Source organism: Lacticaseibacillus daqingensis (assembly GCF_003946115.1).
Classification (GTDB): domain Bacteria; phylum Bacillota; class Bacilli; order Lactobacillales; family Lactobacillaceae; genus Lacticaseibacillus; species Lacticaseibacillus daqingensis.
This window is the reverse complement of sequence record NZ_RHOH01000003.1, coordinates 76,838-98,915: the sequence shown is the minus strand read 5'-3', so window position 1 is coordinate 98,915 and position 22,078 is coordinate 76,838. Positions and strand designations below refer to the sequence as shown.

The 22,078-nt window shown below is 60.9% G+C and carries 29 protein-coding genes; 18 read left to right on the top strand and 11 right to left on the bottom strand.

What is annotated here, in order from left to right; all coding sequences use genetic code 11:
- Positions 1–9 precede the first annotated feature (9 nt).
- From EKM88_RS05250 to EKM88_RS05235, 5 genes are all read left to right on the top strand, one after another.
- Complete coding sequence (locus EKM88_RS05250) at positions 10–1,170, top strand: hypothetical protein (protein WP_125703889.1); 1,161 nt, start codon at positions 10–12, stop codon at positions 1,168–1,170.
- Positions 1,167–2,279 (top strand): hypothetical protein, encoded by a 1,113-nt coding sequence (locus EKM88_RS05245; RefSeq protein WP_125703887.1) that lies wholly within the window; start codon positions 1,167–1,169, stop codon positions 2,277–2,279. Before EKM88_RS05250 ends, EKM88_RS05245 begins: the two co-directional genes overlap by 4 nt.
- Positions 2,280–2,294: 15 nt before the next feature.
- Positions 2,295–3,173, top strand: coding sequence for an ATP-binding cassette domain-containing protein (locus EKM88_RS05240; protein ID WP_164512009.1), 879 nt, complete (start codon positions 2,295–2,297; stop codon positions 3,171–3,173).
- A gap of 23 nt (positions 3,174–3,196) precedes the next feature.
- Positions 3,197–3,322 (top strand): hypothetical protein, encoded by a 126-nt coding sequence (locus EKM88_RS13570; protein ID WP_263853028.1) that lies wholly within the window; start codon positions 3,197–3,199, stop codon positions 3,320–3,322.
- 206 nt (positions 3,323–3,528) lie between these two features.
- Positions 3,529–4,242, top strand: coding sequence for a rhomboid family intramembrane serine protease (locus EKM88_RS05235; RefSeq protein WP_125703883.1), 714 nt, complete (start codon positions 3,529–3,531; stop codon positions 4,240–4,242).
- Positions 4,243–4,306: 64 nt separating this feature from the next.
- On the opposite strand, the gene EKM88_RS13565 is transcribed toward EKM88_RS05235, so the two are convergent.
- Positions 4,307–4,432, bottom strand: coding sequence for a hypothetical protein (locus EKM88_RS13565; RefSeq protein ID WP_263853027.1), 126 nt, complete (start codon positions 4,430–4,432; stop codon positions 4,307–4,309).
- A gap of 1 nt (position 4,433) precedes the next feature.
- The gene (locus EKM88_RS05230; RefSeq protein WP_164512008.1) at positions 4,434–4,880 is read right to left on the bottom strand and encodes a hypothetical protein; all 447 of its coding nucleotides are present in this window, start codon (positions 4,878–4,880) and stop codon (positions 4,434–4,436) included.
- A 174-nt stretch (positions 4,881–5,054) separates the two neighbouring features.
- Here EKM88_RS05230 and EKM88_RS05225 point away from each other — a divergent pair, with 174 nt between their 5' ends.
- The 4 genes from EKM88_RS05225 (at position 5,055) to EKM88_RS05210 (ending at position 7,975) form a co-directional block, all read left to right on the top strand.
- Positions 5,055–6,536 (top strand): ABC transporter permease, encoded by a 1,482-nt coding sequence (locus EKM88_RS05225; RefSeq protein ID WP_125703879.1) that lies wholly within the window; start codon positions 5,055–5,057, stop codon positions 6,534–6,536.
- A gap of 13 nt (positions 6,537–6,549) precedes the next feature.
- A complete protein-coding gene (locus tag EKM88_RS05220) occupies positions 6,550–7,230 on the top strand; it encodes an ABC transporter ATP-binding protein (RefSeq protein ID WP_125703877.1) in 681 nt (226 codons plus the stop codon).
- A gap of 29 nt (positions 7,231–7,259) precedes the next feature.
- Complete coding sequence (locus EKM88_RS05215) at positions 7,260–7,523, top strand: hypothetical protein (protein WP_125703875.1); 264 nt, start codon at positions 7,260–7,262, stop codon at positions 7,521–7,523.
- A gap of 200 nt (positions 7,524–7,723) precedes the next feature.
- Positions 7,724–7,975 (top strand): hypothetical protein, encoded by a 252-nt coding sequence (locus EKM88_RS05210; protein WP_125703873.1) that lies wholly within the window; start codon positions 7,724–7,726, stop codon positions 7,973–7,975.
- 132 nt (positions 7,976–8,107) lie between these two features.
- Here the strand turns inward: EKM88_RS05210 and EKM88_RS05205 are convergent, their stop codons facing one another.
- The gene (locus EKM88_RS05205) at positions 8,108–8,590 is read right to left on the bottom strand and encodes a DUF4811 domain-containing protein (protein WP_125703870.1); all 483 of its coding nucleotides are present in this window, start codon (positions 8,588–8,590) and stop codon (positions 8,108–8,110) included.
- Complete coding sequence (locus EKM88_RS05200) at positions 8,587–10,053, bottom strand: MDR family MFS transporter (RefSeq protein WP_404819960.1); 1,467 nt, start codon at positions 10,051–10,053, stop codon at positions 8,587–8,589. The genes EKM88_RS05205 and EKM88_RS05200 overlap by 4 nt, the downstream gene beginning before the upstream one ends.
- 197 nt (positions 10,054–10,250) lie before the next feature.
- On the opposite strand from EKM88_RS05200, the gene EKM88_RS05195 reads away from it, so the two are divergent.
- On the top strand, positions 10,251–11,024 hold the full coding sequence (locus EKM88_RS05195; protein WP_125703866.1) for an alpha/beta hydrolase: 774 nt from the start codon (positions 10,251–10,253) through the stop codon (positions 11,022–11,024).
- 442 nt (positions 11,025–11,466) lie between these two features.
- Here the strand turns inward: EKM88_RS05195 and EKM88_RS05190 are convergent, their stop codons facing one another.
- Positions 11,467–12,840 (bottom strand): hemolysin family protein, encoded by a 1,374-nt coding sequence (locus tag EKM88_RS05190; RefSeq protein ID WP_125703864.1) that lies wholly within the window; start codon positions 12,838–12,840, stop codon positions 11,467–11,469.
- 165 nt (positions 12,841–13,005) lie between these two features.
- On the opposite strand from EKM88_RS05190, the gene EKM88_RS05185 reads away from it, so the two are divergent.
- The 3 genes from EKM88_RS05185 (at position 13,006) to EKM88_RS05175 (ending at position 14,977) form a co-directional block, all read left to right on the top strand.
- Entirely contained in the window at positions 13,006–13,737 is a 732-nt protein-coding gene (locus EKM88_RS05185; protein WP_164512007.1) for a TIGR02452 family protein, read from the top strand.
- Between the two features lie 66 nt (positions 13,738–13,803).
- Entirely contained in the window at positions 13,804–14,151 is a 348-nt protein-coding gene (locus EKM88_RS05180) for a PadR family transcriptional regulator (protein ID WP_125703859.1), read from the top strand.
- Positions 14,132–14,977, top strand: coding sequence for a hypothetical protein (locus EKM88_RS05175; protein WP_125703857.1), 846 nt, complete (start codon positions 14,132–14,134; stop codon positions 14,975–14,977). Before EKM88_RS05180 ends, EKM88_RS05175 begins: the two co-directional genes overlap by 20 nt.
- A gap of 45 nt (positions 14,978–15,022) precedes the next feature.
- Here the strand turns inward: EKM88_RS05175 and EKM88_RS05170 are convergent, their stop codons facing one another.
- Positions 15,023–15,589 carry a class I SAM-dependent methyltransferase gene (locus tag EKM88_RS05170; RefSeq protein WP_125703855.1) on the bottom strand — a complete coding sequence of 189 codons (567 nt, stop codon included), beginning with the start codon at positions 15,587–15,589 and terminating at the stop codon, positions 15,023–15,025.
- A 228-nt stretch (positions 15,590–15,817) separates the two neighbouring features.
- On the opposite strand from EKM88_RS05170, the gene EKM88_RS05165 reads away from it, so the two are divergent.
- A complete protein-coding gene (locus EKM88_RS05165; protein ID WP_125703853.1) occupies positions 15,818–16,363 on the top strand; it encodes a biotin transporter BioY in 546 nt (181 codons plus the stop codon).
- A gap of 281 nt (positions 16,364–16,644) precedes the next feature.
- On the opposite strand, the gene EKM88_RS05160 is transcribed toward EKM88_RS05165, so the two are convergent.
- The 3 genes from EKM88_RS05160 to EKM88_RS05150 form a co-directional block, all read right to left on the bottom strand.
- The gene (locus EKM88_RS05160) at positions 16,645–17,010 is read right to left on the bottom strand and encodes a hypothetical protein (protein ID WP_125703851.1); all 366 of its coding nucleotides are present in this window, start codon (positions 17,008–17,010) and stop codon (positions 16,645–16,647) included.
- Between the two features lie 56 nt (positions 17,011–17,066).
- Entirely contained in the window at positions 17,067–17,852 is a 786-nt protein-coding gene (locus EKM88_RS05155; protein WP_125703849.1) for a tyrosine-protein phosphatase, read from the bottom strand.
- Between the two features lie 72 nt (positions 17,853–17,924).
- Entirely contained in the window at positions 17,925–18,323 is a 399-nt protein-coding gene (locus tag EKM88_RS05150; RefSeq protein WP_125703847.1) for a helix-turn-helix domain-containing protein, read from the bottom strand.
- Between the two features lie 275 nt (positions 18,324–18,598).
- Between EKM88_RS05150 and EKM88_RS05145 the strand changes: the two genes are divergently transcribed.
- From EKM88_RS05145 to EKM88_RS05135, 3 genes are all read left to right on the top strand, one after another.
- Positions 18,599–19,048 carry a universal stress protein gene (locus tag EKM88_RS05145; RefSeq protein ID WP_125703845.1) on the top strand — a complete coding sequence of 150 codons (450 nt, stop codon included), beginning with the start codon at positions 18,599–18,601 and terminating at the stop codon, positions 19,046–19,048.
- A gap of 166 nt (positions 19,049–19,214) precedes the next feature.
- Entirely contained in the window at positions 19,215–19,760 is a 546-nt protein-coding gene (locus EKM88_RS05140) for a DNA-3-methyladenine glycosylase I (RefSeq protein ID WP_125703842.1), read from the top strand.
- Between the two features lie 22 nt (positions 19,761–19,782).
- Positions 19,783–20,679 carry a DMT family transporter gene (locus EKM88_RS05135; protein ID WP_125703840.1) on the top strand — a complete coding sequence of 299 codons (897 nt, stop codon included), beginning with the start codon at positions 19,783–19,785 and terminating at the stop codon, positions 20,677–20,679.
- Between the two features lie 204 nt (positions 20,680–20,883).
- Here the strand turns inward: EKM88_RS05135 and EKM88_RS05130 are convergent, their stop codons facing one another.
- Positions 20,884–21,063 (bottom strand): hypothetical protein, encoded by a 180-nt coding sequence (locus EKM88_RS05130; protein WP_125703837.1) that lies wholly within the window; start codon positions 21,061–21,063, stop codon positions 20,884–20,886.
- A 146-nt stretch (positions 21,064–21,209) separates the two neighbouring features.
- On the opposite strand from EKM88_RS05130, the gene EKM88_RS05125 reads away from it, so the two are divergent.
- Positions 21,210–21,701: a hypothetical protein gene (locus tag EKM88_RS05125; RefSeq protein WP_125703835.1), complete on the top strand. Its 492-nt coding sequence runs from the start codon at positions 21,210–21,212 to the stop codon at positions 21,699–21,701.
- Between the two features lie 3 nt (positions 21,702–21,704).
- Here the strand turns inward: EKM88_RS05125 and EKM88_RS05120 are convergent, their stop codons facing one another.
- On the bottom strand, positions 21,705–21,941 hold the full coding sequence (locus tag EKM88_RS05120; protein WP_125703833.1) for a hypothetical protein: 237 nt from the start codon (positions 21,939–21,941) through the stop codon (positions 21,705–21,707).
- Between the last annotated feature and the right edge of the window lie 137 nt (positions 21,942–22,078).

The following is a 22,078-nucleotide window of genomic DNA, read 5'->3' as shown; positions in this document are numbered from 1 at the left end:
GGGACTGCGATGTGGTGGCGATACTATCGGCAACAGGTGCGCCTTTTGCTGCGCCAGCCCAAGACGTGGCTGGCCGGCGGGTTGATGTTGCTGGCAACGCTGAGCTTTGGCGTCCGCTTCAACGCGGCCAGCTTGCCGCCGGAGCGGTTGCGCCCGAGCGCTTTGGCCACGGAAATCAAAACACTGCAGTCGGCGACCACGCTGGACGGCTTGGCGACCGCCGCGCTGCGACAAGACCAGGCCATTCAGCGCGGCCTACGTGGTTCGGTGGCAGCACGGCGGCAGGCGATGACGGTGTACTTGCAGCGGCTGGACCTGAATTTTTATGACGCCAACAACTACTCGTATCCCGCGGTGTACTACACCGACCGCAGCCTGAACGCCGATCCGGTGCGTGATGGGCACTTCGGCGTCAGCCGAATGCTGGCGCAGCTGGCGGGCATCGCGCGGGTGGCGCCAACGCTTCCGCAGGCCTGGCTTGACGAGCAAACGTTCAGCCAGACCCTGGTGCGCGTCAGCGCGGTGTGGCTACCGTGGGCGTGCCTGCTGGCGATCATGCTGATCGGCGGGGATGTGGTGGTGCGCGATTGGCGCCACGAAACGGTGACTTGGGCGCTACCGTTGTCCGTGCACGGGCAGCTCGCCGTCAAGGCGGCGGCCGTTTTAACGTTGGTCGCAGCCGGCGTGCTCGCGTTTGTCGGGCTGCTAGCCTTGTGGGTAATGCCGCAAAATGGGCTGGGACACGGCGCCATTATTGCGCATTACACCGGCCACAAGTTTGCTTTTGACCTACTCACGCCGGCGCAGTACGACGGCTGGTTGGCGGTGCTGCTGGGGCTGATGAGTTGGCTCGTGATCCGCTTGCTGATGCTCTTGCAGGTGCTGGTTCGGCGCACAGGCTTGGCGGTGGGACTGGCCGCCGTTTTGGGGCTCACGGCGCTTGTGACGCTGGTGCGCGACGGCGGCACGGTGCGCACTTGGCCGCTGTGGCTGCCGACCACGTATCTGCCGGTAGGGCGGGTGATCACCGGTGCACAGGGGTTTTGGTACAGCGCGGCCCGTTTGACGGCGGCGCAGGCGGCGCTGGTGTTTGGCCTTTGGATCGGTGGCGTTGAGCTCGGCTTGTGGCTGGCGGTGCGCCACGCCCAGCACCAGGGGGTGATGGCATGAAGGCGCTGTTTCGACTCAACTGGCAGCTGGTCACGCATACTCGGCGCAACCTCTGGGTGATCCTGGTGGTGGTGCTGGTAGCCGCCGGTTTCGTGCCTGCCGCGCAGGCGCAGGGCCTCGGCGACTTCACGCACAGCGCTTTGATGACCAAAGACACGATCAAAGCGGCTTACCAACAGGTCAACCGCTATGTCACGCCCGAACAGCCGCAAGTGCGTCAAACTGGCCAGGTGCTGGACCAGGCGTGGTCAGCCGCCAATGTGATGTACCTGGGTGGGGCGATGGACGATGCCTTCAACGTGCGTGACGGGATGACCCGCTTGGGCGCCGCGCTGGTGGCCGGTGACCGCAGCGGCTACCCCGGACTGGTGGAGCTTGCGCTGCCAAACCGCGCGGCCGGGCGGCGGCTGCAGCTGGTCAGCCAGTGGCTGATCGCGCAGGACCAACCGGTGCAGCGTCGGGTGGCAGACAGTGCCAGCGCGCTGGCGCAGTTCGTGCCCCTGGCGATGCTGTGCCTGCCGTTCTTGCTCGTTGTGGTGATGGCGGACGGCTGGCTGACCACTGCGCGGCATGCGTCCATTCAGGCGGCGGTGCCGGTCGGCCTGCCCGTCCAGGCCGCGGTGGCGCTGGCGGTCCGCAGTGGGCTGGCCGTGCTGGCTATCGCTGGGGCGATGGGCCTTGTGATCGGAGGCGGCGCACTGGTCGGCGGGCTGGGGGCGCTACGCTACCCCTTCACGCTCAGCCTCGGGGCGCGCCTGACTGCGGTGCCGATGTGGGTCAACCCGGTGGTGCTACTGACGCAAACGTTGCTGGTCAGTAGCTTTGTGGGCAGTTTGATGCTGCTACTCAACAGCTGGTGTCACAACGTGTGGCTCGGCCTGGTGCTGGGCTGGGGCGTGGTCAGTGTCCCGCTGGTGTTTCCGGCGATCGCGCACTGGGCGTGGCTGCCGCTGGCGGGCCTGACCCCACAGGCCATTATGACCGGCGCGGTTCAAAACGATGGCGGCAACTGGGCGCTGGGGCTGATCGGCGCCGATGGGATCATGCTGCTCTGGAGTGCCGGATTGCTCGGCTGGTTTGCTTGGCGCACCCAGCGCCTGGCGCGATAAGTCCAAAGGAGGACAATGATGCTAGAACTCAACCATATTCACCTGGATTTTCCCAATCACCCCAATGTGCTTGACGACATCACACTTCAGGCGGATGGCGGGGCACTGATCGGACTGGTTGCGCCCAACGGCATGGGGAAGACGACGCTGCTCAAAGTGATCCTGAACCGGCTGCACCCAAGTCAGGGGCAGGTCAAGCTGTTCGAGCAGGGGTACACCAGCCAGGCGCAGACGCGCAAGAACCACGCGCTGATCTGTGCGTTTCCGGAGCAAAACGACTTGTACGGAGACCTCAGTGGCCGCGCGCACCTGCAATTTTACGCTGACTGCTGGCAAAACCACACCAAATCCGTGGCCACGATCATCGCTGACTTAAACATGGGTCACTATGTTGACCAGCCGACGCGCACGTACTCGCTGGGGATGAAGCAGCGGCTGTGCTTTGCGATGGTGATGGCGGCCAACCCGCCGGTGATGCTCTTGGATGAAGTGATGAACGGGCTCGACCCGCTGAACGTGGCGTTGATTTCCGCGCAACTGCGGGCGCTGCGGGCGGAAGGCAAGCTGATCATTCTGGTTTCGCACTTGCTGAACAACCTGCAGACCTACGTGGATCGCACGATTTTCCTCAAGGATGGGCATTTCGTCCTCGACCTGGACGCCCACGCGACCCCGGCCCAGTACCTCAAGTTCACCGGGGCTGCGGACGTGGTGCCGGGCGCCACGGCGTACACGGACCAGCTGAACGTCGTGCCGCTGGCTGAAGTCGCCGGTGAGACGGTGGGCAGCTGGGCACAGGCGCTTTTCGCGGCCAACGTGCCATTCACCGTGGGACCGCTGTCTTTGGAGGAGCAGTTCAGCCACTTTTACGGGCAGACGGAAGAGCAAGCGTAAAATGTCGGACTCCGGTTCAGCCAGTGACACTTCCAGCTCCGGCGGATGGCGGCGTGTGTGCCGGCATGGCCCGCACGCTGCTGGCGGAAGCGCAGCGACCGGAAGCACCAGGCTCGCCATCCGCCTACGCCTCCAGTGCCGCTGACTGAACGGCCGTCCTCCGGAAGTCGATGGTGACTGGTTATGTCAGAGCCGCAACGACGATCGCCAAATCTGTCTAAGTGGCCAGCACGGTGGTTGCGGACGCTTAGCATTTGTTGCTTTTTTATCTTTGTATTATGATCTGGAGACAATCGTGGCTCAGTTTGACCCCAGTTTTCTGGGTGGGGTGTTATTAAGTAATAGGAGAGTAACCATGAAAATCAAGGGTAGATTTCCATTAGTGATTCCTGTTTCAATTATTCTGGCAGTTTGCTGGCTGCTGTTCGCATTGACGCAATTCAGTGCTCGCTTCGCCGATTTTTCGGAGGGTTACTTGGTCGGCGATGCAACCAAACTGACACTTCTGAATAGTTATCGGTATGTGACCAGCCTGTTCTTGAGTAACAACGGCTTCATCGAGTTGCTGTCAAACAGTCTGTTCCTGATTCTGCTGGCGATCCCGGTGGGTAAATTTTTGCGCCCAGGCAAGTTTGTGAGTTTATTTCTTGCCACCGGGATAATGGGCAACTTGTTCGGTGAACTGATCGTGCGATATGTCAGTGTGCATCAGGGGGATATCCCGATCTACTTCAGTGATCTGGGCGCTCACGGATTCTTTGTGGGCATGTCGACGGGGCTCACCGGCATTGCGTTTTTCTGCCTGCCGGGTTTCCTGTTTTTGCGCAACCCGTTCAAGCGGGCGAACATCGCCGCGTTTGTGATCATGCTCTTGTACGTCTTGCTGGAGCTGATCCCATACGCGTATCCGTTGATGTATTCTGACGCTTTTTATACGCTGGTCGACTACGGTCACTTTTCTGGCAGTGTCGCAGGACTTCTGATCGGGACGCTGTTTGTCCTTTATAACAACTTCGCCTCGCGCGGCAGCCATCTACTGTTGTCGCGCAGGCCAAGCCTTCCATTGTAGGGATAGCCCGGTCAACGGGCAAACAAACGGCCAGCAATCAACTTGCTGGCCGTTTGTTTGTGCGCTATCTCGGGCGGCGCGGCTTGCGGGTCGCGTTATGAATATTAGATGGGCGGTCCTGTTCCTGTGCGATCGACGTGAACAGGGTGGCGATGCTCTGGGTCAAAGCGTGCCAGATTTGCTTAAGCATCTTAATCCTCCTTGGCGGCGTGACGGCCGAGGAAGCGGCTCTGGGCGCTGCTGGTGACATTGCCAACGAGCTGGTCGGCAGCTGCGCGGGCGGCATATTCAGGGCGGTTGGCGGCTTGTGGCCGGTGGTAAAAACCGGTGATCCATTCCGTGATCACGACGACGAAGCTTGCCAGTAGGATCAGACCAAAGCCCCAGAGGATCGCGACCACATTGACCATCACGACGAGTAGCAGGTAAGCGATGGTGAGGGCCAGCTCCACGTAAAGCAGTACGAGGTCCCGATGACGGCGCCGCACCCAAGCGCGGTCGGCCGCACTCAGCCGGGTTTGCGTTGATAAGTGTGCGGTGAGCAACTGCGTGGTGGCGTCAACCGAGCGGCCGGGGTCGGGTTGGGTGTGCTGACGGCGCATGACGATCCCCTCTTTCTTGGGCGTATCATACCACAAAATGAGAGATCAATCATTCAATTCTCATCTCATCGTCGAAGCGACCCGCGCCACCACGTCATTTCTTCCGAATTCGGGCCGAGTTTACCCTCACAATTTTCACAGAATCGCCACGTTTGGTCCGTAACGTTAATCCTGTCGAACGACGCGTTATCCGAGATGGGAGGAATCTGTGTGAATTTTATCAAACGTGCGTGGTTGAACTTGCGCGCCAAAAAGGGCCGGACCGCTTTATTGATCCTTGTGACCAGTGCCATTATGTTATTCGTGATGGCCGGCCTGTTGCTGAAAAGCGCTGCCAACCAAGCCACTCAAAACGCTAAGGACAGCGTGGGGGCGACGTTGACGCTCAGCGCCAACCGCGAAAAGGCGTTCCAGAAGATGCGGGCCAGCCAGAGCTCAAGCTCAGACGGCCAGCCAGCGGCGCGGCCGAGCCTCAACATGGCCCCGGTGAAGCTGAGCACCGCGGCGAAGATCGCCAAGTTGCAAGGGTTGGAAAGCTACTCGGCCACCGTGTCGACCAGTGCGAACGCCAAGAATTTTGACGCCATCACCACCAGTACCGGGCAGATGACCGGGCCGATGCGCCAGGAAGAATCGACGGGCGATATCACGATCAGCGGGGTCACCGCCACGGCCAGCAGTGCCAACTTCAGCGACAAGACCTATACGCTGAAGTCTGGGCGCGGCTTGACGGTCAAGGACAAGAACACTAATAACGTGGTGATCAACTCCGAGCTGGCCACCCAGAACAGCCTGAAGGTCGGCTCAACCATCACGGTGCAAAACACCGGGAAGACGAAGACCTACAAGCTGACCGTGGTCGGCATCTACAAGGCGAAGTCCACGGCGTCCAGCAGCGGTGCGATGGGCGGCGGCATGATGGCCAGCGACCCGGCCAACACCATTTTTGCCAGCTACACCTTCGCCAACACGCTCAAGGGCAGCAAGTACAAGAACACCGCCGATTCCGTCACCTTCACCGTGTCCACGCCGGCCAAGGTGACCAGCGTGCAAAAGGCGGCCAAGAAGCTGATCTCCAGCGCGTATAGCATCAACGCCGACGATCAGTCGTACCAGATGGTCAAGGCCTCCATGGCATCGGTGACCAGTTTTGCGGATAAAATCGTCTGGCTGGTCGCGATCGCCGGCACCATCATCCTCGCGCTGATCGTTATCCTGATGATCCGCGAGCGCCGCTACGAAATCGGCATCCTGCTCTCCCTTGGGGAAAAGCGCGGCAAGGTGATCGCCCAGTTCTTCGTTGAGCTGTTCGTCATCCTGCTGATCGGGGTGGGCGTGGCCAGTGTCGGCGGTAAGTTCGTTGGCGATAAGTTGGCGACTCAAGTGATCGCCAGCGCCCAGACGACGACCACCAGCAACACGCAGGGCCAAGGTGGCCCTGGCGGCGGTGGTCAAGGGGGGCAAACCGGTCAAGGTGGGCCTGGCGGGGCCCCAGGCGGTCAGATGCCAGGCGGCACGAGCCGGGCGACAACGCAGCAAGCGCAAGCGAAGCAGGCGAAGCTGGCCACGCAGGTGAACTGGCAAGACGTGGCGCTGCTCTTTGGCCTCGGCCTACTGATCATCCTCGTGGCGATCCTGGCCGGGGCAGGTGGCATCTTGCGCCTGAACCCGAAGAAGATTCTGATCAATTAACGGAGGTAGCCTGATGTTACAAACCAAACAACTCGCGTACTGGTACACCGATAAGGACCAGTACCTGTTTCAAGACGTGAACTTGGCCTTTGCGGCCGGCCACTCCTACGCCATCGTGGGCCAGTCCGGTTCCGGCAAAACGACCATGGTGTCGCTCTTGGCGGGGCTTGACGCGCCCAAAGCCGGGCAGATCCTGATCGAAGGGACCGACATTAAGCAGCACGGCCTGACCAACTACCGGCGCGACAAGGTGGCGATCGTGTTTCAGGCGTACAACCTGTTCACCTATATGTCGGCCTTGGAAAACTTGATGACCGCCATGGCCATCACCAATGCAAGCCACAAAGGCGCCAAGGCCTACGCGGCCGGAATGCTGACGAAGCTCGGCCTGACTCAAGAGCAGATGACCAAAAACGTGCAGAAGCTTTCCGGCGGCCAGCAGCAGCGCGTGGCCATCGCCCGCACCATGGTGTGCGACGCGCCGCTGGTCGTGGCCGATGAGCCGACCGGTAACCTCGATGAGGCCAACACGGACGCTGTGATCGCGCTGCTCAACCAGATCGCCCACGAGCAGGGCAAGTGCGTCATCATCGTCACCCATGAGCCCAGCGTGGCCGCGCAGTGCGATGGTGTCTTGCGCCTTGAGCACCGCACCTTCACCTGGGAAAAGCAACCAGCGCCGGTGCCGGCTTAGCCGTTGATCGGTAAGGAAAGGGGCGCAAGATGATACGATTGATTTTGATTGAAGCAGTGATCGCCGTCGCAGTGATCGCGGCCAGCCTGTGGAGCATGGGGCGCAATGCCCGCGCGGAACTGCTGGCGCGCGACGCGGTGTTGTTCGTGGTCAGCGGTTTGTTGTTCGCGGTGCGGCCGGTGCTGAGCGCTAAGGGTCTGGGCCTACTGGGGCTCGGTGCGCTTGGGTTGGTCCTGTTCTTCAAGGACTGGCTCAGGCGCAACCAGCCGGTGCGCCGGCGGGTAACGCCGTGACTGGCCTTGAGCGGCTGCGGCCTGTCGCCGCGATAATGACGAACTGATGGTGCACCTGTTGAACGGCATGCTTCCGGGCGTTTTCCCGGGGGCGTGCCGTTTTTAATTTGGAAACGCAAGATTTCGGTTGCACACAATCTAAACGTGTGGTTTGATAGGATGAGCGTCTACCTAATTATCAGAGGAGGTGTGATCACGACATGAAAAAACCCCGTGTCATCCTGGTTCTAATCGCAGATTGCGGCCTTCTTGCCCTGATCGTTGCGCATTGGTTTGGGTCGCCCTTTTCGCCACTCAAGGCCGCGTTCATGGGCCTGTTACTCACCGGTCTCATCTGGCAGGGCGCTGTCCGAGCCAGACACCAAAGCGGGATCAGGAAAATTCAGCGGCGGTTTGAACTGATGGTTTTTGTTTTCGGCTGGGTGAGCGTTGTGGTGCGTGCGCTATGCTAGCGTGCACTGCCTAAATCTGAATCAACACAACAAAGCGGCAGCCACTGCGTGCCGCGCATCAGATTCGGGGGTTCCGAACGGTGCGCGCCGGTCAGTGACTGCCGCTTCACGGTGGCATGAGCGCCACGATTGTTATTTGATTTGCCACCCGCTTGGCACGGTGAACGTGACGGTGCGGTGCAAGCGCTGGCCGGCTTGGCCGCTCCAAGCGAAAAGGAAGGCGGCCCACTTGCCGTTGTAGGCGAGTACGCGGTCGGTAGTGGTCACGTGGGCTTGCGGGCCGCGGCGGATCTTGGTCGTGACCGTGGCACTGGGCGTGACCTGCTTGACGGTGGTGGTCAGCGGGTTGGTGCGGTAGCGCACGGCGACGGCGGTGCCCACTCGGTGGGTGGTCAGCGTGGTGGCGCTAGGGGTGCCGACCAGCGGCGTGGTGCGCGTTTGGGTGACGGTTTTGAAGCCAAAATGGGTCGCGTCGTTGGCGGCGATGCCCAGCGCGCACAGGATGAGCAGCGCCCCCAACAGGGTGACGCCGAGGCGGCGGCGCGGGCCGTGGGGCGTGAGCACCGCGACGAAGAAGTAGGCGATGGCGGCAAGCGCCATAATTACAAGAATCATGCGGGGTCACCTCCATCGATGCGGTCAGTTGGCAGCCGGAAGCTGAGGATGAAGCCCAGCGCGGCAAAAATCAGCGACACCACGAAGGCGGCGCGGTAGCCGGCCACGGTGGCGTTGGCCAGCTGGGCGGCAAACTTCAGCGGGGCCGTGGCGCGCAACGCGGCAGCTGGCGCATTGGCGCTGGTCACGGTGGCCAGCACCGACACGAGGATCGCGGTCCCGATCGAGGCGGCGACTTGGCGGACGGTGTTGTTGACCGCGGTGCCGTGGTTGATCAGGTCAGGCGGCAGGGCGTTCATGCCGGCAGTGGTGACGGGCATGGTGACCATGGTGATGCCGAACATGCGCACGGTGTAGATGACCGTGACGAACAGGATCGGCGTGTCGGCGGTCAGCGTGATTAGCGGGAAGGTGCCCACGAGTAGCAGGAACAGCCCGGTTTGCGCCAGGCGCTTGGCCCCGATGCGGTCGAAAATGTTCCCAGTGACTGGGCTCATGATGCCCATCATGATGGCACCGGGCAACAGGATCAGCCCGGAGTGAAAGGCCGACTCGCCGCGAATGGTCTGGATGTACATTGGCAGCACCATTTCAACCCCGACCATGGACATGAAGGCCACGGCGGTCAGGATGACGCTGAGGGTGAAGGCGCGGCTTTTAAAGACGCGCAGCTCCAGCAGCGGCACAGGCAGGTGCAGTTGGCGGTAAGCGAACAAGGCGATGAACGCCACGCCGAGGATCAGCGTGCCCAGCACCACCGGGTCCAGCCAGCCGCGGTCGCCGACGGTGGAAAAACCGTACAGGACCGCCCCGAACCCCAGCGTGGATTCCACCACGCTGGTGACGTCGATCTTAGGATCCGTGGTCGGCAGCACCTTGCGCATCGCATACAGCGCCAGCAGGAACACCAGCGCGGCGATCGGCAGGATGACGGAGAACAGGGCGCGCCAGCTGTGGTTGAGCAGCACCCAGCCAGACAGCGTGGGGCCCACCGCCGGGGCGAGGCCGATGACAATGCCGGCCAAGCCCATCGCGCTACCGCGTTTTTCAGGCGGAAAAATCGAGTACATCACGGTTTGGAAGGTCGGCGCGGACATCCCGACCCCGACCGCCTGGGTGAGGCGGCCGACCAGGAGTGCTTGAAAGGTGGGGGCGAAGCGCGAGATCAGCGTGCCCAGGAAGAAGATGCCGATAGCGGTCAGGTACAGGTGCTTGACGTTGAATTTGCTGAGCAGCCAAGCGGACACCGGGATCATGATGCCCATGACGAGCATGAAGCCGGTGGTGAGCCATTGCACAGCGCTGGCGTTGATATGGAAGTCGCGCATCAGCGTGGGAAAGGCCGTGGTCAGGATGGTCTGGGTCAAAAACGTCGTGAACGTCCCGATCAACAGCGTGGCCACCATCAATCCGCGATGGTACGGCTTACCGTTGATATCAGTCGGTTGAGTCACAAGGGTCATTCCTTTCATAAAAAAACTTTATGTTCTATAATAGCACGGCTAACAAATAATCAGTGATAAAACGCGTGAGGTGTCACATTTGGCCGCAAGGGCGCACCGGTGACTGGAGCGGCCAGCGTGGCCGATCTGTCAGGCCTTAGGCCGCACCCCCGACGACTTTTTGCGGAATTAAAATTTTCATTGACTGAGGCGACGCGATGAAACTTACAAGGCGATTGGGCCAGCGCCTCGTGAAGGGCTGGCTGTTACTGGGGCTACTGCTCGGCAGCACGCTGATGCCGCAGCGGCCGGCACTGTCAGCCGCGACCGTGCCGATCGTGTTCGTGCACGGTTACGGGGGCTCGGCGCGCTCGACCACACCGTTGATCGAGGGCCTTGAACGCGCCGGAGTCGGCCACTTCGCCTTGCGGGTCACCGTGGATCGCACCGGCGGGCTGCACCTTGCGCGTGAACACGGCGGGGCTGGCGCGCCGCTGGTGCAGGTGGTGTTTCAGGCCAACAAGGCGGGGGCGGCGGCGTTCACCCGGTGGCTGCTGGCGGTGTACGCGCGACTGAAGGCGCGGTACGGGGTGCGGGCCGTCAGCGCGGTGGGCCACAGCCTCGGGGCATACGCCGTGATCGCCGGGCCGTACAACGGCGTGTTGCGCCTGAACGACCCGCCACATCAGGTGCGCTTAGCGCCCAGCGGCCAGCCAAGCCAGCAGCGCCCCGGCTTTGCGCACCTGCTGGCACTGCGCCGGCAGTTTCAGGCGCAGCGGGTGCTGAACCTGTACGGTGACGTGAGGGATGGCTCGGCCTCGGACACGGCGGTGACTGTGCAGTCGGCGCGCAGCCTCCGCTGGGTGCTGCGCGACTGGCCGGTGGCGTACCAGGAGATGGCCGCACACGGCGCCGCGGCGCAACACAGCCGCCTGAACGAAGGCAATCCGGTGGTGGACCGCGCGCTGCGGGCGTTCTTCACCGCGCGGTGAGGCGTGGCGGGCGCCTGGCGGATTAGTCTAGGGGGTGTTTTAAACTCCCGGACTCCGGTCCAGCCAGTGCCACTTCCAGCTCCGGTGGGTGGCGGCGGAACGCGTGGGGCTCTCTGGAGCCAAAGTACGGTCTCCAGACCCGCCCTTGCTGTAAGCCGGCAAAGACCGCCAGCTAACAGCAATTACACGCCTCCGGTCGCGATGCTCCCTACGGTGGCTTGCGGCGTTGCCGGCAAGCGCGCTGGCTCGCCATCCGCCTCCGCTTCCAGTGGCACTGGCCGTACCTCCGGCCTCTGATTACGAATAACTCAGGCATCCGCTAAAATGGTTATGTTTACGACCTACAAATTTCAAGAGACGCGCGACGCAGATATTTTAAAACACACCCTAGGCCATACAAAGAAGCGCTCGGCTCATTTGGCCGGGCGCTTCTTTGGCGGGGTTACTTGTTTTTCTCGGCCTCGTCGTCATCCACCGGCGGGATAATGGCGGGGCCCACAGTGACCTCGAACCAGTTGGCGAAGCCGCGGGCGAACTCGGTGACGGTGAAGGTGTAGCGGTCAAGTGTTACGCTGTCGTGCAGCTTCAGGTCCGGGTGGTCCTCCATCAAGAAACCGGCGATGGTAACGATGTCGGATTCCTGGAAGGACTTGAGCTCGGTGCGGAAGTAGCGCTCGAAGTCATACAGCGTCGTTTTGCCGGAAACCTTGTAGACATCCGGCTGATCCGTCTTGATGATGTATTCGTCGGACACGTCATCGATTTCGTCCTTGACGGTCCCGAACAGCTCCTCGTAGATGTCCTTGTCGGTGACGATCCCGCTGGTGCCGCCATATTCATCGACGACCACCACGATCGGGGTCTGCTTTTGGATCATTTGCTGCAAAATGTTGTGGATCGGGGTCACTTCAGGCACGGTGACGATGGCGCGCAGCAGCTTGGACACGCGGATGTTCGGGTCGACTTGCGCCTGTTTGACCAGGTCATAGATGTAAACGTAGCCGAGCACCTTGTCCTTGTCGCCGTCTGCGACCACCGGGAAGCGCGAGTAGCCCTCGGTCAGGTAGTCGCGCAGGACTTCCTTGACCGTGGCGGTGATGTCGACGACTTCCAGGCTCGTGCGGTCGACCATGATGTCGTGCGCGGTTTTGTCGTTGAGGTCAAACGCGCGCTGCATGTAGGTGACATCGTTTTGGTCCATTTCGCCGGTGGTGACGGCGGCCTTGCTGAGGTTCAGGATCTCGGCCTGCGTGAAGGCCTCATTGCCTTCCTCGGCCGGCTTCATGCCCAGCAGGCGCACCAACCCGGTGGCGGACACGTTCAAGATCCACACGAACGGGTAGAACAGGATATGGAAGTAGTGCAGCGGGGTGACGACGAACATCAGCGCCTTGATGGGAAAATCGATCGCGACGTTCTTGGGCACGATTTCGGTCAGCACGACTTCAAAGTAGGTCAACAGCAGCACGCCAAACACGGCGCCGAACACGTGCAAACCGCCGCCGGGTAGCTGCACGTGCGTGATTTTGAGCAGGTCGACCAGCAGGAACTCAACGGTTGCTTCCCCGATCCACCCTAAGATGATGCCTGCAACGGACACGCCGACTTGCGTGGTGGACAGGTATTCGTTGAGGTTGTGAACCATGCGTAAGGCACGTTTGAGCTTCGCCCGGTTGCCCGTGCCGTTTTCAAGCATTTCCGCCAACGCGCTTGGCCGGCTTTGCACCAGCGCGAATTCACTCGCCACGAAGAACGCGGCGAACAGGAAGGTGATGACCATCACCAGTAGATTAGAGGCGACTTGGCCACTATCCATATTGTGTATTCCCCATTTCAACAGTGTATTTGTGACTATTCTAGCATTGTTGCCGGGGCAATGGGTGAAAACCGCGCAACTTGTCACGCCTGCGCCGCACTTTTTGGTCGCCTGGTCAGCGCCTGTCTGGGCCGGCGGGGTACAATGGCTACGGAGGTGATCAAAATGGATCAAGTCGCGATGTTACAGCACAGTTTGGCGGCGTATGAGGCGGACCCGGACCGCCCGCGCACGCACTGGCAGCGCACCCTGTTGCCCGAGACCCCGCCGGTGGGCGCTGACCCGGTCACCTGGCGGGTGGTGGCCGCCGATGTGGTGGCGGTGATGGCGCAGACGCCAGCACCCGCTGGGGTGATGAACTTTGCCAGTCCCATCACCCCGGGTGGTGGCGTCGAGTTCGGCATCGTCGCGCAGGAGCAGAGTATCGCCAAGTGTACGTACCTGTTGCCCGAGCTGCGGCAGTTTGCCGGCAGTTACTACGCGCAAAACCAGGCGGCGCGTGATTACAACGGGCTGACCGCGCAGCTGCTCTACACCGCCCACTGCCGGCAGGTGCTGAACGCGATGGGGGCGCCGCTTGTTGCCCACTACCTCGACGTCGTGACCATCGCCGACCCCAATCGCCGTCAGTTCATGAACCTGCCGGAAACGCAGGCGCTGGCAGCGATCGAGGCGCAGATCAACCAGACCCTGCGCGCGTTCAAGGCGCATGGCGTGCGTCACTTGATCCTCGGGGCGTACGGCACCGGCGCGTTTGGCAATCCGGTGGCACCGGTGGCCGAATGCTTTGCCCGCCAGCTGCGTCGCGCGGAGTTCAGGGGCGCGTTCGCCACGGTCGTGTTCGCGGTGACGGGCCGTTCCGCGGCCGCCTTCGCCCAGGCGATGCCGCGCGCTTAGGGGTTGACAAACCCTAGTGGCCGCGCGATACTTCGAGTAGATAGTAAAACTAACTAGGAGGAGCCCATGGCACAGACGCAATTACTAAAAGGGGTGCTGGAGGGCTGCGTGCTTGCCATCCTGGCGCGCCAGGAGAGCTACGGCTATGAGCTGATGCAGGCACTCCACGATTACGGGTTCACCAGCGTGGTCGGGGGCACTCTGTACCCGCTTTTGGCCAAGCTGGAGAAGCAAGGCGACCTGGTCGGCCGGCTGATCCCATCGGCCGATGGGCCCGCGCGGCGGTATTTTCATCTGACACCGCAGGGGCAGGGGACGCTGCGGGAGTTTGAGCAACAATGGGCGCAGTTAGGCAGTCAGGTCGCGGCGGTGCTGGCACCGCAGGAGGGGCAAGATGATGGGGCAAACGACTAAGGGGGAGCGGCAGCTGGACGCACTGATCCGCCAGCTGACCCCGGCGGACCGGCGGTGGTTCGAGCAGCTGCGCATGGCGATGTGGCTGCAAGGGTGGCTGCATGACCGCGCCGCGATGAACACGCAACTGATGGCGATGGGCACGGACCTGTTGGCCGCTGAACGAGACGGGCTGACTGCGGTGACCGTGTTCGGTCAGGCGCCGCGCGCGATGGCTAACGCGGTGCTGGCGCAGCTACCCGCCGTGGGCTACGGGCCACGTGGGACACTTGCCGGGTTGGTCGTGGTGACCGGCCTGCTGCTGGCGATGGTGGTGCAGGCACCGCTTGGGGCCGTCATGACGCTGAACGCCGAATTGATGTTGGGGGCCGTTGCGCTGACGGCGGCCGGGTGCTGGGGCGTGGTGCACGCCTTGCAGCAGCTGCCCTTTGGGACCCGCACCCAACGCTGGGGCAGTCGGTGCGCGCTGGTCGGCGTGCTTGCCTTGTGGGTGCTGGGGCTGGCGGCGCTGGTGCGGTGGCCACTGACAGTGGGGCAGTGGGCGCTACCGTGGCCGCAAGACGTCTGGCTCATGGGTGGGCTGACCGTAGTGGCGGCCATCGCCTGGTTCTGGCTGGCCTGGCGCACGCACGTGAAGTCGCTGAACACGGTGGCGGTGGCGCTTATGTGGGCCGGGTCCAGCGCGGTGTCGTGGCGCCGCAGTGCGGACGCGTTCGGGCCGTCGCACGGCGGCTTTTTGGTCACCATCTACGCACTGTTTGTGCTGTATCTGGTGATCTACCTGATCGTGACGATGGTGAAAATGGCTGAAGACAATGAGCTGTAACGCAAAATCCGAGCCAACGCTTGACGTTGACCCGGATTTTTAGGCTTAATGGCGCACGCGGCTCCCGAGGATGAAGTGCACCTGGGCGCTGGCGCTCAGGCGTGTGTCGGAAACCTGGTAAAGCTGTTCGATGGAGAGCCGACTGGTGAAAATATCTTTGATCTGCAGCCCAGTCGCATCGGCCTGCCCCGGTAGCGGGGTGGCCACCGCGGCAATCAGTTGGCCGCCCGGTCGCAGGAGTTTGCTCAGCTGGTGGGTCATGCGGCGCAAGTCATCGTGGCGCAGGTCGAAGGTGCCTAGGATCAGGTCGTAGGGCCCGGTCAACAGGTTCAAGCGGTCGTCCGGCATGATGCGGTAGCGTAGCCGATCGGAGCTTGCCAACTCGCGCGCGGCGCTGACGGCAGCCGCGTCATGATCGACGCCTAGGACCGCGATGGCGCCTTGATTAACGGCGTAGCGGCAGAACCAGCCATCACCGGCGTGCAGTGCAAGCACGCGCAGGCCGCTCAGCTTAGGGGCTTTGGCGGCCAGTGCCTGCCACAGCGGCTGGGTGCCTCCCGTGCTGGTCGGCAGCGGCGTTTTGCCTTCACGCATTTTGGGGTAAGTGTCCATGGTGTCACGCCCTTTCGGCAAACATTATAGCATTCTTGGTGGGGCAAGCGGTAGGGCGGGTGGTGCTTGGCGCGGCCCACGCACCTGTGGTAGACTGCCGAAGAACCGTTTGCGTTGCTGAGCGCCACGGCGTCACTTGGCGCAGGTCTCGGCTAACGCCGTAAGCGCGCCTCAAGCCTGACTATTGGCGCATGCACCACGTTGCTTTGGCTAAGAAAGGAGTCACCAATGACACGAACTTCGATCCTGACGCGCATGGCGTTGATGCTGGCGCTGTTGCTTCTGCTGGCGGCCATGCCGCCGCTGACGGTGGGCTTTTTACCAGTGCCGATCGTCTTGCAAAATTTTGCCGTGATGCTGGTCACTTTAGTCCTGCCGGTGCGCCCGGCGACGGCCACCATCGGCCTGCTGCTCGGCCTGGCCGCCGTGGGCCTGCCGGTGCTGTCCGGGGGCCGCGGTGGCGCAGCGCTTTTTCTCGGGCCAACCGCCGGCTTCATGTTCGGCTGGTTGCTGACCCCCTTAGCGGTGGCCGGGGTGCGGGCCGGATTGGCGCGTGGACCGCGCTGGCTTAGCCTGAGTGTGGCCATGGGGCTGGGCGCGGTGTTACTACCGAACGTGCTGGGGGCGCTGTGGCTGGCGGTGAGCACCCAGGTGCCGCTGGCGGCCAGTGCCCTAGGCGTGCTCGTGTACCTGCCGGGGGATGCGCTCAAGGCCGCCCTAGCGGTGGCGGTGGCGATGCCGGTGGTGCGTGCGACGCACCGCCAACGGGCCTGACGAACTGGATTCAAAGGGGCTGCGACATCATTAACGGCTCAAGAATGAACCACGACGATTCCAGGACAGTACGACACAAAAAGCGACGCCCGTTCTACCGCATGTCTGCTCGTAGCTCACTATGTTCGAACGAGCAGAGCAAGCCGTATAAGCGTGGCCTCCTGTAAAACCTAAGTGCAGGTTTTACAGGAGGCCATGCTTATACTCTGGGCTAAAACCGCTTTTTGTCTCAGTCTCAATCGGCCAGCAGCGTGACGGCCTCAAAGGCGCCGATCGTTCACTTAGTCCACAAACAACAGCTGGAACTCGTGCTTGGTCAGGTCGATGTTCACGGCGATGTGCCGGTTCAAGTCGGCGACTAAGCGGCGCGCAAAGGCCATTTTTTCCTCGAAGTCTTTGAGGACGTGGGTCTCTTCAATGCTGCTGAAGTCAAAATTTTCACCGATAAAGGCAGGGTCGGTGACGTACAAGAGATTGTTTTGATCGTGGCGACTGCCGGGTTGCAACACCGCGTCGATGTAGTGATAAAGCAGTGATGGGGTGAAGTTCAGCGGTTTCGTCAGTTCCGTCGTGATCTTGAAGTCGGGTGCGTCGTCTGCGAGCGCGTCATTGACGTGAACTTGCGTCAAGCCTTGGTATAGTTTCATGCGTATCCCTCCCTTTGTTTGCTAACTCAATTATACGCGCTTTCGCGCCGGGATGCTCATTCGAGGTACAGCTGGCGCAACTCGCGCGTTTGCGCGGCGGTCACGCCCAGCACATCGGTGAGGTACGCAGCCAGGCTGCCGTAGGTGTGGGTGATGGTAGTCAGCGCGGCGTCAAGGTACGCGGCGTCCACCGAGCCCAGAGCTTTGGTAGAGGCGAGCAAGGCGTCACTGCCGCCGGTGGCGCGGATTTTGGCTGCGGTTCGCTGACGCGGAACTGTCAGTAGCGCGTTTGAGGCCAAGTAATCGGCGCGAACGGTGGGGGCATCGACCCCGAGCGCCGTCAGCAGAAAAACGGCCCCCATACCGGTGCGATCCTTGCCGGCGGTGCAGTGAAACAGCAAGGCACCCGGGGTGGCGTTGGCTAGCAGCAGGTCAAAGAAGTGGCGGTAGGCTTGATGCGCGCTGGCCTGGACGACCAAGTTCGCGTACATGTTGACCATGTGCTGAAAACCGGCCGCCGGATCGGTGGCAAAATTTGCGCGCAGCTCAGTGGTTTTCTTGGACACCTGCGTTTCATCTGTTGGAAACACTGGCGCGAACTGGTAGTCGACGCCAGCCGGCAGGCGGTCAGGCGCCTCCGTCCGCTCTTGCGGCGAGCGAAAGTCGACATCGATCGCCAGGCCGTAGTCCGTGAGCGTCTGCAGATCGTGTTCGGACAGCTCGTTCAACCGGCCGGCCCGAATCAGGCGGCCCGGCTTGACGCGCTGCCCGGTCGTGGTGGCATAACCACCCAAGTCGCGAAAGTTGAAGCCGTGGTGAATATCTAATAAAATTGGGGTCACCGGGGGTCCTCCTTTAGGGGAAGCAAACAAAAAGCCGAGCGTTGGCCCGGCCTCTCATGATGGTGCAGACGGTTATTCCTCGGTTGAAGCGGTGCTTCCGATAATCAAACCGGCTGTGAATGAGGCGACCAGGTCCTTTTTGCTTTGGGCCAAGACGTCATTGTTGTAAGTCAACACGCACTTGTCGCTCAAAAGGTCCTCAACGCGGATGACGTTGCGGTCACTCAGGTCGACCTGTGCCTCTTTTTGGCTGGCGTACTTATCGGGATAAGCGAGTGCCAGGATGTTGATCGGGTCCGTGTTGTAGTACTCTGCCAGCTTGCGGATACTCCGCTCACTTGGGATGGTCTGGTCGTTCTCCCACTTAGTAAAGCTTGCCGGGGAAGTGTGGGTGGCCTTAGCGACTTCAACGATCGATTCGCCACGGCCCTTACGGATTTGCCGTAAGGCGCTGCCAACTGTTTCTGTCATAAAATTTTTCACCACGATTCTTTAGGATGCGAGCACGAATGATGATTCGGTTCACCTATTAATGTAGCGTTATCAGGAATGAAATGCAATGAATGGATTGGCATTTATTAGCATCATTATCTGAACTTCACAAAAAAATCATAATTAGCGTCACTTGAACCCCCTTTTTCAGGGTAAAAACAATCCTCGCCGGGGTTGCCGCTCAGGTCGGCCAATGCTTGCCTTTCTGTCCCCACGGCGGTACGCTTAAGGTATTCAGACAAGGATGTGATCATATGGACCAGGAATACAATACGCTACTGGTGCCAGTCGATGGTTCCGATGAGGCTGAGCTTGCCTTTCGCAAGGCGGTCAAAGTCGCGGAGGCGAATCACGCGCACCTCGATATCTTGAATGTCCTCGACACCAAGCAGTTCATCGGTGGCTACGGTGGCATGATTTCCGGCGATGCGATCTACCAGCTGACCCAGGACGCCGAGAAGTACCTGGACACTTTGGCCGAGCGGGCGAAAACCGCTGGGTTGACCGATGTCGCCATCCACGTGCGCTTCGGCAACCCGAAGACCGTTGTCGCCACCGATTTTCCGCATGACCACCACACCGATCTCATTATCATCGGGGCCACGGGCCTCAATGCGATGGAGCGCGTCTTGGTCGGCTCCGTGACCGAATACGTGAACCGGACCGCCCCGTGCGATGTGCTGATCGTCAAGACCGAAGCCTAAACGCATCAAGTGGTCTGCTCACGAAGCGGACCATTTTTGTGTTCCAGAGCGAAGCAAAGCGCACTTAGCGGCTCTAGGAAAAACTGGCCCTTTATCCTGACGGTGCCCAGCATTGTGCGGGTGTTTTACCGCTTTCGGCGTAATCTAAGGCTGAGGAGGCGATCAAATGGCAAAAGATGAGACGTGGTGGGGGAACAAAAGCCCCATTCTCAAAGCGTATCATGACCACGAGTGGGGCGTGCCCAAACATGATGACCGCGCGTTGTTTGAACTGCTGGCGCTGGAAAGCCTACAGATCGGCCTGAACTGGGAGCTGGTCTTGTTGAAGCGGGCCGCATTTAATGAAGCCTTTCACAATTTTGACCTCGATCAGGTGGCACGGATGACCCCGGCGGACCTGGAACCACTGATGCAAGACGCGCGGTTGATTCGCAATCGGCGCAAGCTGACGTCGATCGTCACGAATGCGCGCGCCATTCAGCAGATCCAAGCCGACTTCGGCAGCTTTGATGCGTATGTTTGGCAGTTCACGGCCGGCGCGCAGCTGGTCAACCGGCCCAAGTCGGCGGCGGCGATCCCGGCCCAAACCGAGCTGTCGGCCCGCGTGGCAAAGGATATGAAGCAACACGGCATCACGATGATCGGGCCGGTCAGCGCGTACAGCTTCCTGCAAGGCGCGGGGGTGATCGATGACCACCTTGCACACGACTGATGAACAACCAATAGGAGGCGTCATGCAACACAAACGGTGGCTGGGAATCGCGCTTGCGATCCTGGGGTCAAGTCTATGGGGGATCGCGGGGCCGGCCAGCGAAGTGATGTTTGCGCAAGGCGTGTCGGTATCGTGGCTGATCGGTTCCAAAATGGTCATCGCCGGGGTGGTGACCCTGGCGTATGCGGCGTTTCGGACGCCGCAAGCGCTGTGGGCGCCGTGGCGCAACCGCCGCGACGCGCTGCAACTCGTGGCGTTCATTTTGTTTGGCATGATCGCGATGCAGTACGTCTACTTCAAAGCAGTGGCAGTGGCCAATGCCCCGACGGCCACGATCTTGCAGTACCTATCACCGGTGGTGGTGTTGGTGATCCTGGCGGTGATGACGCGCACGCTGCCGCGGCGGCTAGATGTCGCCATTATCGCCTTGGCGATGTTTGGCACCCTGATGGTGGTGACCAAGGGGCACCTGACGCAGCTGGCCATCAGTCCACAGGCCCTGTTTTGGGGATTGCTGGCCGCACTGGCGGCTGCGCTGTACACGTTGTTGCCCGCAGACTTGTTGACGCGGTATTCGCCACTGGTCATCAGCGCCTGGGCCCAGCTGATCGGAGGCCTCTTAGTCAGCATCAAAGCACCGGTGTGGCAGGATTTTCCGCAAATGGATGCCACTGGGTGGGGCTGTTACGCCTTCGTGGTGATCGGTGGGACAATTGTGGCATACCTCGTGTACCTGGCCAGCCTGCAGTTCATCACGGCCACCGCGGCGAGTCTGCTGGACGCCTTTGAGCCGCTGGCGGCGACGCTGACGGCAGTGGTGTTCATGGGCTTTCACCTCAGTGGGGCGGAGCTGGTCGGTGGGGTGGTGATCATTGCGACGGTGGTGATCATGGCGATGACGGCCCCCAAGGCCCCATAGCGCGATTGAAAAAAGTGAAGGGGCCGAGACATAATTAACGGCCCAAGAATGAATCACGACTATTACGGAATAGTACGAGTCAAAATGCGACGCCCTGGCCGTATAAGCAAGCAACCCCACAAAACCTAAGTTCGGGTTTCGCGGGGTTGCTTGCTTATACTCTGGGCTAAAACCGCATTTTGTCTCAGCCGCTGTGTGATTGACTTAGGGTTGGAGCGGATGATGCGCCGCGAGTAAGTTCGGGAGGCGCGTCTGGCGTTGATCCGGTTGTAAGCCGAGGATGTAGCCGTTTTTGACGCGCAACTTGTAGGTGACCTTGAGCTTCAGCTTGAGCGGCTGGCCCTGGCCGTCATAAAGCGGTAATGGTTGATGACGATTCGGCATGTGCTCCCCTCCTCTAGCTTCAGTATCGCATAGTTTTCCCCGGGCAATGATTGCAAAAGCGTTAAATCGCGCGTGGCGGCTTGGTTTCCCCCCGCGGACCAAAATGATACAATAAGTGCGATAGTCACAGAGAGGAAGGGCCACACATGGATCAATATGGTGTCAGTGAACTTGCCGATTGGCTGGAAGCCAAGACCCAAGCACTGCTTGAAAACAACGAACAACTCCCGCTGGAGCGGATCGCGGCCGCGGTCGACTACTTGAACGTGCTGGCGCAGCCGGCCGTCCATTACTTGGAGATGCACCAAGGGCAGTACGACAAGGAGGAGTCTGACCACAAGCTCAACCTGCTGGCAGACGACCTGCCGCTTCGTGAGCTGGAAGACCGGATCATGGTCAACCACGTCGATGGATCGATCGTTAACGACGAGATCAACTTCACCTATAATCACGAGCCGGTGTTTGAAGGCGGGTACCAGCCCAAAAAGGACTTGAACCTGATCAAGTACGGGTTGGAAGTGATCGGGGCGGTGGCCACAAGCGGGCACCTGGCGACCATCACGGCGGCGTTGTCCAAGGATGCGGTCGTGACGCTGATCGTGGCGGCCAATCGGTTCGCTTCACAGCAGTCGAAGTAAGGGCTACAGGGAAGCCGGCACCAGCCAGTCCGCATCAAACAATTGGTGCAGTTGCGTGGAAACCGGCACCCAGAGTTTCGCTTTGAGAATGGCGCTGATGGCCGCCCAGAATTGGGGGTCACGGCGCTGTTTTTCGTTGGTTTCGATCACCAGCACCGCACCGTCTTCGGTGTGCGCCGCGATGGTGGGGTACGTGATGCGGTCAAGCTGGGCGGTGTAGACGTTTGATTGAAGTTCCATGGGAGTCATCCTTTCCAAAGCGCTGGCTGATTTGATTAACTTCATCATAATCAGGACGTGTGGTCAAAAAGCGGGGCAAGGCGTAACGAAAGTGTGACCTTTCGGCTAAGAAAACCTTAAGCAGGCCTGGGAGTTTG